The organism is Pseudomonas sp. fls2-241-TYG-175, from assembly GCF_030209155.1.
Classification (GTDB): domain Bacteria; phylum Pseudomonadota; class Gammaproteobacteria; order Pseudomonadales; family Pseudomonadaceae; genus Aquipseudomonas; species Aquipseudomonas viridiflava.
Genome location: NZ_JARVSO010000006.1, coordinates 195,090 through 208,014, shown reverse-complemented (window position 1 = coordinate 208,014; position 12,925 = coordinate 195,090). Strand labels below are relative to the sequence as shown.

The following is a 12,925-nucleotide window of genomic DNA, read 5'->3' as shown; positions in this document are numbered from 1 at the left end:
CAGTTTCTTCAGTGGTTTACAGGTTGTTTGATAAGAGGCGGCTTGCCGGCGATGACGCGATTTTTCTGACATACCGCGTCGACTGCATCGCCGGCAAGCCGCCTCCCACGGTCCTGTTTTGCTGCAAGACAGCGCTGTGTCAGAGACACAGGCGGCGTCTCTCACAGTCCGGCGCTTGCTGCGCGACAGCGCCAGACCTGCCACAAACAAACGCGTCTGCTGCAGGTCAGGCGTGCTCGCCAGACTACAAAACCGCGATCAGATCACGCCACAGGCAGCCCGTTCACCACCACCGCCCAGAGGCTTTGGATGGTCGGAATGGTTGTCGCCACCGGCATGCACCATCAGCGCATGGCCTTTGATTTCGGAAATTTTCTTCAGGCGCGGTGCCAGAACCGGGTAGTTCGCAGTGCCATCGGCATTGACGTACAGAGCAGGCAGGTCGCCCAGATGACCGTCGGCGTATGGCCCCAGATGCTTGCCGGTCTTGGCCGGGTCGAAGTGCCCGCCAGCGGCCAGCGCGGCGACCTTAACGCCATCTTTGGTGCCCGCATCGCAGCTACCATTTTCATGAACATGAAAACCATGAACGCCTGCCGGCAGGTCCTTGAGGTTGGGAGTGAACACCAGCCCGTACTCTGTTTCACTGACCGACACGGTGCCAATCGGCTTCGGTGCGCCATCAGCGCTGACCAGATTGATCGGAACATCCAGCGATGCGGCCTGTACGCCGACGGAAAACATGCCCAGCAGGCCCAGCCAAAGATAAGGTTTCATAAAGTCAGTACGTCCTTGATGGAGGAATCGAGGTTAAACGTGATGAGCGTGAAACGGCACCGATCAAGCGGCCTTCTTCGCTGTGCTCATCAACGTGTTCGGATACGACAACACGTGTGACCACAGTCGGTGCGGTTTTGATGCAAAAACTTCGACCTGCGTCGCGTGCCCCTCGACGCTGCAAACCTTCGCAGCCTCGGCTAACCTGACACAAACTCTTCGATCATTTACGGATGAGGCCGTAACACCCCATGAAAGACCCCTACGCTTTCGGGTTCTACAGTGCCTGTTTTGCGCTGGTGGTCGTTGTAGCAGCAGTTTTTTACAGCGCAGCCTTCAGCACATCGCCGGGCAGTGCCGCCAATGCCTATTACATTGTCGAGGCGGCGTCTTCGCTGAGCGAAGCGCTGGCGGTGATCGGTATCGCCGGTGTGGTGTTCAAGGCCTACGGCTCGTGGAAGCGCGAGACCCGCCAGCAAAAAGCCTTGAGCATCATCTGGGACGCCAATGTCGCGTTCCGGGAGATAGAAATCGGTTTCAACGAATGGTTTTTCGGCCCGACGGCCAATCAGAAGTCCGGCCACGATGTCGGCAAGATCAATACACTGCTGGCGGCAAGCGCTCTGGGATCTGCACTCAGGGCCTTCAAGAAGCAATGCATTCTGCTCGACAAGGTGGTGATCAAGGACCACTGGCACTGGCTGAACCATGCCGCCCAACTGGATATGCTGGCCCGGGCGCTGAGCGCCGAGGCGTTCGGCGCGGTAGGCAAAGGCAAGGTTACTCACACCATCGTCGACTTCCTCTACGCCCATGAAGGCGAAACCTGGAAAAGAACCCAGGCCGACTGGGAATCGCAAATGACCCTTATCGAAGAACAGCTGATGTCACTGGAAGAGTTGTATACCTGACAACCTGCTGTGTCCTGAGCGCGCTTCTTTTGCACGCAAGGCCTTGTTCCTGCTTCACATCCGGCCTGCAAATGAAGCACTCTGTCGCTACCAATAAAAACCGACGACACACGCGAGCCCCCACTCTCATGATGAAACTGAACTACAGCGTATCGGCTGCCCTTCTGTTGGGCCTGACAGGCATGGCGCAGGCAGAGGAATCGTCTTCGCACCTGGACAAGGTGATGCAGGCTGGCCAGTTGTCGGTATGCACCACGGGCGACTACAAGCCCTACACCTTTCATCGCGAAGACGGTGAGTACGAAGGTATCGACATCACCATGGCCCGCTCGCTGGCCAAGAGCCTGGGCGTAAACGTGCAATGGGTGCCGACTACCTGGAAAACCCTGATGCCGGACATGATTGCCGGCAAGTGCGACATTGCGATGGGCGGCATCTCCGTTTCGCTGGAGCGTCAGAAGAAAGCGTTTTTCAGCAACACGCTGGACATCGACGGCAAGATCCCGCTGGTGCGCTGTGAAGACCAGGCGCTGTACCAGACCATCGAGCAGATCAACAAACCGTCGGTTCGCCTGATCGAGCCCGCAGGCGGCACCAATGAAGCGTTCGCTCGTGCCTACCTGCCTCAGGCACCCATCGCGTTCCACGACAACAAGACCATCTTTCAGGAACTGCTCGACAAGAAAGCCGACGTGATGATCACCGACGCCTCGGAAGCGCTCTATCAGCAGAAGCGTATGCCGGGGCTGTGTGCGGTCAATCCGACGCAGTACATGCAATACGGCGAGAAGGCCTACCTGCTGCCACGTGACGATGTGACCTGGAAAGCCTACGTCGATCAGTGGCTGCACCTGAGTAAAGCCACAGGCGCCTATCAGCAGGCCCTGAGTGAATGGCTGGCCGTACCCGCCCAGTAACCGACACGAAGGCCCGAGCCCGCCAGGCACTTGTTGCATGGCGGGACCGGCTGAAATAGCGTGTTGCAGGATCAACCGTCTGGAAGGCAACTGCGAGCATGAAGCCCACAAAACCCATCACCCGCGCGTTCTGTGTCGAACTGCAGCAGGAAATGTCCATTGCAGGCGCTCGTCGCGAATATTTCTCTCACGAGCCGCCCCGCAAGCGCTTCGAGTTTCTGTGCTCGAACGAAGCCTGCCGGACAATGGGCGCGAAGGTGACCGGGGTTCGCTACGACGTCAAGCCTCAGGACAACCCGACCTTTGTCGCCGCGCACTTTCGCGCCAACCCGCATTACGACCATCACCCGGACTGTGAGTGGGTGGATGCGGATGCAGACGACCCCGTTGAAGAGCAGGTCGACACCAATGATCCTCAAGCGGCGCTGCGCAAGGCCAAGCGCAAGCTGGACGACTATATCGACGTGTTCGACCCGACGATAAAGGAGCCCGCCAAGGAAAAGTCCGGCGTGGAAAAAGCAGGCAGTCCCGCCCCGCCAGCGGCTGTCAGCACTGCACCTGTCCCGCCTGCCGAACCAAAAGCACCACGTTACAGCGAAACCCGCACCAACAACCTCGAACGCCTGGTGGACAGTTATCGCCAGGCAAGGGCCGAGCTCTCACCCGAGGAGTTCAAGCTGCTGAAACTGCGCATTCCGGGTCAGGGCGAGCTGTCACTGCGTTCGTACTTTCGCCACATCAAATACGCACAGTTGGGCGACAACGGACGTGTGCTGTACGGCGGCGGGCTGGTGGAACAGCGCTACGGGCAGGGTTTCAAGTTCAAGTTCTTTGACAGGCTGGAGGGCAAGCTGGTGACGCTCTACGTGTCGCCCGCGCAAATGCAGGCCTATCGCTCCAGCCGCTACATCATCGAACTGCTGAGCCATGCCGATGAAGTGAAGTTTTTCACGGTCTACGCGCTGGGCACGCTGACGAAGAGCCCATCGGGAAAGAGCTTCAGCGTTGAGGTGGATGACTTGCGACACCTGGCGATTGTGCTGGGTCCGGAGAAGGAGCCTGCGGCCTGACCGCTTCAAACCGCGCTCACGTGATACGCACAGTCGGGAAGACGCACAAAATGGGGCTAAAACGAAAGTATCTGACTGAATACGTACCCGTGGTTTCAGTAAGACTCGGGTATAACGCTGAGCACAAGCATGGGCATGATCGGCGTGCTTGAGATCACGCTGATCGTTCCTACGCTCCGCGTGGGAATGCCGCTCAGGACGCTCCGCGTCCGCTCTCGAATCTGGCGCAGATGTGCGCCCAAGCTCCAGCGTTATCCACGTCATGCGCTCGGCTCACTGAGTCCGCAATCTGCGCCATGTGTGACGCGGAGCGTCACGGGACGCATGCCCACGCGGAGCGATGGGCACGATCAGTGTCGAGGCAGACTTGTGCATAACGCCGAGCGCGCAGCGGTGCGCACGATCAAGGCCAGAATCAGACCTTGACGATCCAGCCCGCTGGCGGCTCTATATCACCGGACTGCACACCGGTCAGTTCCTTGTACAGACGCTGGGTAACCGGACCCACTTCGGTTTCACTGTAGAACACATGCAGCTTGTCCTTGTATGAGATCCCGCCAATCGGCGTGATCACCGCAGCGGTACCGCACGCGCCGGCTTCCTTGAATTCACCGATTTTGTCGATGAACACATCGCCCTCTTCGACCGTCAGGCCCAGGCGGGATTTGGCCAGCTCGATCAGCGACAGACGGGTGATGCCCGGCAGCACGGACGGCGACTTCGGTGTCAGGAACACATCGTCATTGGTGATGGCGAAGAAGTTGGCCGAACCCACTTCTTCGATCTTGGAATGAGTCTGCGGGTCCAGGTAGATGCAATCGGCGAAGCTGTGTTTCTTGGCTTCGGAACCCGGCATCAGGCTGGCGGCGTAGTTGCCACCGACCTTGGCCGCACCGGTGCCATTCGGTGCTGCTCGGTCGTAGCCGGAGATCACGAAGTTATTCGGCTTCAGGCCGCCCTTGAAATAGGCGCCCACCGGAATGCAGAAGATCGAGAAGATGAATTCAGGTGCAGTGCGCACGCCGATGTTGTCACCCACGCCGATCACGAACGGGCGCAGGTACAGCGCGCCACCGGAACCGTAGGGCGGGATGAAACGCTCGTTGGCTTTCACCACCTGCTTGCAGGCTTCGATGAACACATCGGTAGGCACGTGGGGCATCAACAGACGGGAACAGCTGCGCTGCATGCGCTGGGCGTTCTGGTCGGGACGGAACAGGTTGATCGAACCGTCCTTGCAACGATAGGCCTTGAGCCCCTCGAAGCACTGCTGACCATAATGCAGTGCAGTGGAGCCTTCGCTGATGTGCAGCGTGTTGTCTTCCGTGAGCGAGCCCGCATCCCAGGCACCATCGCGCCAGTGAGACAGGTAGCGTTTGTCGGTCTTGATGTAATCGAAACCCAGAGTGTCCCAGTTGATGCTTTCGTGACTCATAACGCCCTCTATCATTTAGCGACTGCCTGGACGAGTCAGGCCATGCCCTATTCTGCCAGATCATTCGAAACCTGAGGCTTGAAATAAATACAAACCGGTCTGGCGTTTTTGCATCCGTTCAAACAGCCAGCCTATCCGTTCGTCACGGCGTCCGAAGCGCCCTGACGTTGCCGGACGTAAGCCAGAAACGCCTCCATGTCCGAGCTGCACAAGGTGCGCGCAACCTGCTTGACCTCCTCCATGGGCCAGTCCCACCACGCGGCCTGAAGCAGCAGTTCGCGAACGTCTTCCTCGAAACGCCAGCGAATGAATTTGCACGGATTGCCGCCGACCACGGAAAAGGGAGCGACATCGCGTACGACCATGGCTCCGGCCCCTACAATGGCGCCATGTCCGATCGTCACGCCGGAAAGAATCACAGCGTCTGCACAAATCCAGCAATCACTGCCAATCGTCACGTTGCCCTTGCTCGGCGCATAGTCCTTGATGTCGCTGACCTGATCGACCATCGCCGGAAACGGGTACGTGGTGATCCAGTCGGTTCGGTGCTCACCGCCCAGCAGAATCCTGACGCCTTCGGCGATGGACGTGTAGGACCCTACTCGCAGAACCGTCTCATCGCCGAACTCGATAACGTCCGGGATGCCGTAGGTACCGACTCCGACTTCGTAGCGCGGGTAGCGCAACCTGATTTTCTCGGCAGCCCTTTCCAGCTTGTCCAGCTGGCGAAGCTGCTTGCGTACTTTTCTGGCTTTGAGCCGTTCGATGAATCTCATGAGCACTCTGGATCAATGGGTTCGAAAGGTGTTGGCTACCTACCGGTAGCTCAACAGCAGGCGCTTGCAGCGACGCCAGGTGGTGCGGTCCACGTGCCTCAACGGGATCGAGCAAAGCAGTTTCCAGGCGTATCGCTTGTCTGAAACCGAGGCGTATTTGAGGGCCTTGTTGACGATGAAGGTTCGGCCTTTCTGATAACCGGGATGATCGCGGTAAGGCTCGATGGTCTTGAGATCAGCCTCGAGCAACACCTTGTATTTTCGCGACAGGTTGTTGGGGTGACGGCGGTAACGCGTCACCACTACCGGGATGACGTGAATTTCGTAGCCCTGAAACGCGATTCTCAGGGTCATCTGAAAATCCTGAACCCTGATCTCGGGGTCATAACCGTTCGCGTCACGAATGGCCTGCATGCGGTACAGCGCGACCGGAGCCCCTACGACCACGGCGCCGCGCAGCACGTCGTCAAATCCAAGACGTTCGATGTAATTGCGGGACTGGCACTTGGTTTCATTGCCGTCGCAATCCATGTAGCTGATGAGCGCGCCGACACAGCCCACTTTCGGGTGCTGATCAAGGTACCGGGCACGAACACTGACGGAGGACGGCAGCATGATGTCGTCCAGATCCGGCGTGGATACGTAGACACCCTTGGCGTACTTGAGCCCGTGATTGAGGGCAGCACTCACGCCCTGGTTCGGCTGGCGATAGAGCTGGAACGGATACTGGCTCTGCAGCGCCTCCAGCATCGCAATACTGTTATCAGTCGAACCGTCGTCGACAATGATGACTTCGAAGTTCTCGTAATCCTGAGCAAAAATGCTCTGAATGGCAGCGTCCAGAAATCGCTCGGCGTTGTAGCAAGGGGCGATGATCGACACGAGCGGTTTAGGGGCAGTGTCCTGAACAGTTGAGGACGTCATAGGGGTAACAGCCATAATTATTATCTAGCCTTGGGCTTTGAAATACAGGGCGTTGCGTAACAGTTTGAATACAAGGCGCACATGATGCGACAAGTGAACTCGCTTTTCCAAGGCCAGCCCATGAGCATTTGTTCACTCGCAAAGACGCTGAACCGCCTGACTGCGTGATCCATATCATGGCGATACGTCTAAATCGCAGCTCAGAGCCCTTTAGCGCATCAGGCGCCCCGAAACCCTGGCGAAAAAAAACCCCATTCGGATGGAATGGGGTTTTTCGTAAAACAGGCTATCGGTCAGAACGCGTAGGTGACCAAAAGCTCTTTGGTGACCTGAAAGTCTACCGACATCATCACGCTCAGTGCAGTGATGGTGAAGATGGAGAACACGAAAAGCTTGCGGGCCCAGACAGTATCGTCAACGGCCTTGTAGCCCTTCCATGCCATGTACAACCAGTACATGCCCATGCCCGCCGCGACGGCGAGGTAGTTCAGACCTGCGTAGCCGCCTACCGTCAACATCAGGGTCGCCACGAGGAACGCCAGGATGTAGAGCAGGATGTGGCGCTTGGTGACCAGAATGCCGCGCTTGACCGGCAGAACCGGAATCTTCGCCGCACGATAGTCATTGAAACGGAAGATCGCGATCGCATACGAGTGCGGCATTTGCCACAGGCTGAACATCACCAGGAGCGTGAGTGCCGCGAAATCGAAGCTGTTGCTCACTGCGCAGTAGCCGATGACCGGAGGCATCGCCCCGGAAAGGCTGCCGACCAGCGTGCCGTGAACGGATTTGCGTTTCAGGTACAGGCTGTAGAAGCCGACGTAGATAACAAAACCGATCACCGCGAACAGTGCAGCCAGCGGATTGGCCTTGGTATACAGCAGGCTTACGCCGGCAATACCGAGTACGGTCGCGTAGAGCAGGGCCAGTTTCAACGAAACCAAACCCTGCACCAGGACCCGGTTACGGGTCCGTTCCATGCGCTGATCGATGTCACGATCAATGCAGTTGTTGAACACGCAACCGGACGCAACGACCAGGGAAGTACCGATGACTGCAGCCAGAAACACGCTGAAGTCGATATTCCCCTTGGAAGCCAGAAAAAAGCCACCTGCCACCGAAAGCACGTTACCGAAAATGATCCCCGGCTTGGTGATTTGGATAAAGTGCTTCAGTGACATCTGGTATTCCTCAATGCGCCATCATTTCGCGGTGGATGCTGAAGATGATCCACAACGACAGGCCAACCAGCAGAACGATAACCATCGTGGTAAAGGCGAAGGCCATCACGTTGTTGCGTTGCACACTCGTGAAGTCCAGGTGCAGGAAGTAATGCAGGTGCACCAGGATCTGAATGATTGCGAACGCCAGGATGATCGCGATCGTCATGTCCTTCGGCAGCGAAGGAGACATGACCAGGGCGAACGGGATGGCCGTCAGGATGATCGACAGTACGAAACCGATGATGTAGGACTTCACGGAGCCGTGGCTATTGTCTTCAGCCGGGTGATGTGAATTCGACATTACAAAGCCCCCATCAGGTAGACAACAGTGAACACGCCGATCCAGACAACGTCCAGGAAGTGCCAGAACAGACTCAGGCAGCTCAGGCGCGTCTTGTTGGTGTTGGTCAGGCCCTTTCTCTGGACCTGAATCATCATGATCGTCATCCAGATCAGACCGCTGGTGACGTGCACGCCGTGCAGGCCTACCAGCGCGAAGAACGCTGACAGGAAGCCGCTGCGGCTAGGACCGTAACCTTCGTGGATCAGGTGATGGAACTCGTAGATTTCCATGCCGATGAACGCAGCACCACACAGGAAGGTCAGCGCCAGCCAGCCCAGTACCTGGCTTTTCTTGCCCTTGTACAGGGCCAGCATGGCGAAACCGTAAGTGATACTACTGACCAGCAGGAACGCGGTTTCCACGGCCACGAATGGCAGCAGGAAGATGTCCTGGCCCGACGGGCCGCCCGCGACACTGTTGACCATCACGGCATAGACCGCGAAGAACGAGGCGAACAACACACAGTCGGTCATCAGGTACAGCCAGAAGCCGTAAACCGTCATGCCACCGCTGTCGTGGTGATCGTCATGCCCGTGATCATGATCGTGACCGTGATCGTGGGCTCCAGGGTTGATTGCAATATTCGACATGTTTAAACCTGTTCCAGCGAGGACTTGACAGGAGTGTATGCACCGTTGGCCGCCAGGACCTTGTGATGCTCACCTTCAATACGCGCTACTTCTTCGGCCGGCACCATGTAGCCCTGGTCGTCACGTGCAGCGTGAGCAACGAAGACCGCGATGGTCGCGACCAGGCTTGCGCCGACCAGCCACCAGATGTGCCAGATGAATGCGAAACCGAATACGGTCAGCAGCATGCCCATGTACAGGCCGGTAGGCGTGTTGTTAGGCATGTGAATCGCCGAGTACTTGGCCGGAACGCTGTAGGCAGTGCCTGCACGCTTGGCGTCAGTGAACGCGTCGATGTCGTCTGCCTTCGGCAGTTCGGCAAAGTTGTAGAACGGTGGCGGGGAAGAAGTCGACCATTCCAGCGTGTGGCCATTCCACGGGTCACCGGTCAGATCAGGGTTCTTGGCACGATCACGGATACTGACGAACAGCTGGATCAGTTGCGAAGCGATACCGCAAGCGATCAGCACGGCGCCGAACAGCGCGACGTCCAGGTAGATGTTCCACTCTGGCATGTCGGTAGCGTTCAGACGACGGGTCATGCCCAGGAAGCCCAGCGCGTAAAGCGGCATGAATGCGACGAAGAAGCCGACGATCCAGAACCAGAACGCTGCCTTGCCCCACTTCTCGTTCAGGGTGAAACCGAACGCTTTAGGGAACCAGAACGCGAAGCCGGCGATGTAACCGAATACCGCACCGCCGATGATGACGTTGTGGAAGTGAGCGATCACGAACAGGCTGTTGTGCAGTACGAAGTCAGCACCTGGAATCGCCAACAGAACGCCGGTCATGCCGCCGATCGAGAAGGTGACCATGAAGCCCAGGGTCCAGAGTACCGGCGCAGTGAAGCGCAGACGGCCTTGGTACATGGTGAACAGCCAGTTGAATAGCTTCACCCCCGTCGGGATCGCAATGAGCATCGTCGCCAGCCCGAAGAAGGCGTTGACGTTGGCCCCCGCACCCATCGTGAAGAAGTGGTGCAGCCAGACCATGAAGCCCAGGACGCAGATCGCACCGGAGGCGAAGATCATCGACTTGTGGCCGAACAGACGCTTGCCGGAGAACGTGGAGATGACTTCCGAGAACACACCGAAGGCCGGCAGGATCAGGATGTACACCTCAGGGTGACCCCACGCCCAGAACAGGTTCACGTACATCATGGGGTTACCGCCCATTTCGTTCGTGAAGATGTGGAAGTCCAGGTAGCGGTCAAGCGTCAGGAACGCGAGGGTAGCGGTCAGGATCGGGAACGAAGCCACGATCAGGATGTTTGCCCAGGTGCAGGTCCAGGTGAAGATCGGCATGTCCAGCAGTTTCATGCCAGGGGTACGCATCTTCAGTACGGTCACGAGGAAGTTGACCCCCGTCAGCGTCGTACCTAACCCGGATAACTGTAGCGCCCAGATGTAGTAGTCAACACCCACGCCAGGACTGTATTGCAGCCCCGACAGCGGCGGATACGCGACCCAGCCGGTCTTGGCGAACTCACCGACACCCAGAGACAGGTTGATCAGCAGCATGCCGGCAACCAGCAGCCAGAAGCTCAGGGAGTTCAGGAACGGGAAGGCAACGTCGCGAGCGCCGATCTGCAGAGGCAGAACGATGTTCATCAGACCGGTGAAGAACGGCATCGCCATGAAGATGATCATGATCACACCGTGAGCGGTGAAGATCTGGTCATAGTGTTCCGGCGGCAGGAAGCCTTCGGCACCGTTCTGGGCCATTGCCAGTTGGGTACGCATCATGATTGCGTCGGCAAAGCCGCGCAGCAGCATGACCATGGCAACGATGATGTACATCACGCCGATTTTCTTGTGGTCGACGGATGTCAGCCATTCAGACCACAAGTAGGTCCACTTGCGGAAATAGGTGATCAACCCGACAACCGCGAGGCCGCCGAGCGCGATCATGGCAAGTGTCACCATAACTATCGGCTCGTGGAACGGCACCGCTTCCAGACTTAATTTGCCAAACATCGTTTACTCCTCTGCCCCAGCAGCTGAATTTTTGCTCTTTTCCGCGCCTTCGTTACTGGCGGTTTCTTTCTCACCTGCAACAAGCTTCTTGCCTGGATTCATACCTTCATACTTGTCGATGATGATCTGGAACAGGTTCGGAGTGACCGCAGAAAACAGTTCAACAGGATTACGCTCGCTCGGCTTGAGCAGTTCAGCGTATTCGGTCTGGCCAAGCTTCTTCGGCGAGTTCCTGACTTCTGTGATCCAGTTGTCGAAATCGGCCTGGCTCACGGAGTTGGCCTTGAACTTCATGCCGGTAAAGCCTGCGCCACTGTAGTTGGCGGAGATACCGTTGAATTCGTGAACTTCGTTGGCGATCAGGTGCAGCTTGGTGTGCATGCCCGCCATTGCGTAGATCTGGCCGCCCAGACCCGGAATGAACAACGAGTTCATCACGCTATCGGAGGTGACCTGGAAATTGATCGGCGTGTTGGCCGGGAACACGATCTTGTTGACCGTCGCGATGTTGTATTCCGGGTAGATGAAAATCCACTTCCAGTCTACGGAGACCGCCTGAATGGTGACCGGCTTGACGTCGGACTCAAGCGGACGGTAAGGGTCCAGCTCGTGCGTCGAGACGTAAGTGTAGTAGCCCAGGAACACCAGCAGCAGCATGGGAACGCCCCAGACCGCGATTTCGATCTTGGTGGAGTGCGACCAGTCCGGCGTGTACTTGGCGGCCTTGTTCGTGGCGCGATACTTCCAGGCGAAGATCAGGGTCATGAGAATGACCGGGATCACGACGATCAGCATCAGCAGTGTGGCGATAACGATCAGGTTACGCTGCTCGATACCCACCTGCCCTTTTGGATCGAGCAGAGGTACGCCGTCGCATCCACTGAGCAAAAGCATACAGAAAAGGGCCAAGAAGCCAAAAAACCTGGGGTACCTTTTTTTACTCATTTCACGACCTCTAAAAGCAGCTTGCGCGGTGCAGTTGGGTTTCGACCGCCAACACTTCACCCTGCCAGTGCCGGCAATTTTTTTTGAATTGAACAAGGGCCTGCCAGCACGCCAACGTGACGTATCGACAAATCCGGGTTTAGCTATGGATTCTTATTTTGAGCTGCTGGAACTGCCCGATGTGCAGGGCAGACGCCTTCAGCGGCCATTGTACGCCCTCGGAGGCAAGCATTGCGCTGCCTGTTCAGGGTACACAGGTGGCGCTAAAAGGCCTCAAAATTGCTGATCGTCAAGTGAAGCCTGACGACAAGTGACGGGGATTGTAGATACGTAAATTTTTAATGACTATGCCTAATTTTGCAACAGTTATTCTCCATATTGGTAACAATAACCGCTGATTGGCTTTCACGGTGCAAAAAAAAGCCCCGATTTCACGAGGCCATTTTCATGAAAGCCCTTGTATTCAGTAAGGTTTACGCCGATTGCGAAACACACAGACCGGGACCAGTACCGCGGTCAGAACGAAGGCTGCCAGTGCCCACTGCGCCAGCGACAGTCCCAGTACTGGCGGATAAGGCGTCGAGCAGAACCCGCCGACCTGGAAAACCGTGGGAAACAGATCCGCCAGCGGCAGACCATCAACGATTGGCTGCAGGGTATCGATTCCGCAGCTGACCTCAGGGTTGGCCAGCACCCAGGCGTGGCGGCCGGCAGCGACAATACCGCCCAGCGCAGCCAGGGTCACCAGCACTTCGAACAGGGTCACGCTGCGGCGGCCAGGCATGGCGGCACCGATGAAGGCGAAGATCGCGATGAACAACAGTGCGTAGCGCTGGAGGATGCACAGCGGGCATGGCGCTTCGCCCAGCACGATCTGCATGTACAGGGCACCGCCGATCAGGGACAGGCAGATAATCCCCAGCAGGACCAGAAAGCGTTTCTCGCGTCGCAGGTACATCAGGTTGTCGCTCATTCACACACCTTACTGAACTGATGAAG

The 12,925-nt window shown here is 57.3% G+C and carries 13 protein-coding genes; 3 read left to right on the top strand and 10 right to left on the bottom strand.

What is annotated here, in order from left to right; all coding sequences use genetic code 11:
• Positions 1–258: 258 nt before the first annotated feature.
• Positions 259–777, bottom strand: coding sequence for a superoxide dismutase family protein (gene sodC / locus QRN20_RS06880; protein WP_096766652.1), 519 nt, complete (start codon positions 775–777; stop codon positions 259–261).
• Positions 778–1,028: 251 nt separating this feature from the next.
• Between sodC and QRN20_RS06875 the strand changes: the two genes are divergently transcribed.
• The 3 genes from QRN20_RS06875 (at position 1,029) to QRN20_RS06865 (ending at position 3,675) form a co-directional block, all read left to right on the top strand.
• The gene (locus tag QRN20_RS06875) at positions 1,029–1,688 is read left to right on the top strand and encodes a hypothetical protein (protein ID WP_122559924.1); all 660 of its coding nucleotides are present in this window, start codon (positions 1,029–1,031) and stop codon (positions 1,686–1,688) included.
• A 128-nt stretch (positions 1,689–1,816) separates the two neighbouring features.
• Positions 1,817–2,605 carry a transporter substrate-binding domain-containing protein gene (locus tag QRN20_RS06870; RefSeq protein WP_285360044.1) on the top strand — a complete coding sequence of 263 codons (789 nt, stop codon included), beginning with the start codon at positions 1,817–1,819 and terminating at the stop codon, positions 2,603–2,605.
• Positions 2,606–2,703: 98 nt separating this feature from the next.
• Positions 2,704–3,675 carry an ATPase gene (locus QRN20_RS06865; protein ID WP_285360043.1) on the top strand — a complete coding sequence of 324 codons (972 nt, stop codon included), beginning with the start codon at positions 2,704–2,706 and terminating at the stop codon, positions 3,673–3,675.
• Between the two features lie 415 nt (positions 3,676–4,090).
• Here the strand turns inward: QRN20_RS06865 and QRN20_RS06860 are convergent, their stop codons facing one another.
• The 9 genes from QRN20_RS06860 to QRN20_RS06820 form a co-directional block, all read right to left on the bottom strand.
• On the bottom strand, positions 4,091–5,110 hold the full coding sequence (locus tag QRN20_RS06860; protein WP_004878641.1) for a branched-chain amino acid aminotransferase: 1,020 nt from the start codon (positions 5,108–5,110) through the stop codon (positions 4,091–4,093).
• 131 nt (positions 5,111–5,241) lie between these two features.
• Positions 5,242–5,886: a CatB-related O-acetyltransferase gene (locus QRN20_RS06855; RefSeq protein ID WP_285360042.1), complete on the bottom strand. Its 645-nt coding sequence runs from the start codon at positions 5,884–5,886 to the stop codon at positions 5,242–5,244.
• Positions 5,887–5,925: 39 nt separating this feature from the next.
• Complete coding sequence (locus QRN20_RS06850) at positions 5,926–6,810, bottom strand: glycosyltransferase family 2 protein (RefSeq protein WP_285360041.1); 885 nt, start codon at positions 6,808–6,810, stop codon at positions 5,926–5,928.
• Positions 6,811–7,103: 293 nt separating this feature from the next.
• The gene (gene cyoE / locus QRN20_RS06845; RefSeq protein WP_004878634.1) at positions 7,104–7,991 is read right to left on the bottom strand and encodes a heme o synthase; all 888 of its coding nucleotides are present in this window, start codon (positions 7,989–7,991) and stop codon (positions 7,104–7,106) included.
• A 10-nt stretch (positions 7,992–8,001) separates the two neighbouring features.
• A complete protein-coding gene (cyoD, locus tag QRN20_RS06840; RefSeq protein WP_004878631.1) occupies positions 8,002–8,334 on the bottom strand; it encodes a cytochrome o ubiquinol oxidase subunit IV in 333 nt (110 codons plus the stop codon).
• Complete coding sequence (locus tag QRN20_RS06835) at positions 8,334–8,966, bottom strand: cytochrome o ubiquinol oxidase subunit III (protein ID WP_004878628.1); 633 nt, start codon at positions 8,964–8,966, stop codon at positions 8,334–8,336. The genes cyoD and QRN20_RS06835 overlap by 1 nt, the downstream gene beginning before the upstream one ends.
• Before the next feature lie 2 nt (positions 8,967–8,968).
• Positions 8,969–10,981: a cytochrome o ubiquinol oxidase subunit I gene (cyoB, locus tag QRN20_RS06830; RefSeq protein WP_025995040.1), complete on the bottom strand. Its 2,013-nt coding sequence runs from the start codon at positions 10,979–10,981 to the stop codon at positions 8,969–8,971.
• Between the two features lie 3 nt (positions 10,982–10,984).
• Positions 10,985–11,926, bottom strand: coding sequence for a ubiquinol oxidase subunit II (gene cyoA, locus QRN20_RS06825; protein ID WP_043303141.1), 942 nt, complete (start codon positions 11,924–11,926; stop codon positions 10,985–10,987).
• A 463-nt stretch (positions 11,927–12,389) separates the two neighbouring features.
• A complete protein-coding gene (locus QRN20_RS06820) occupies positions 12,390–12,899 on the bottom strand; it encodes a disulfide bond formation protein B (RefSeq protein WP_096766655.1) in 510 nt (169 codons plus the stop codon).
• Positions 12,900–12,925: the final 26 nt, after the last annotated feature.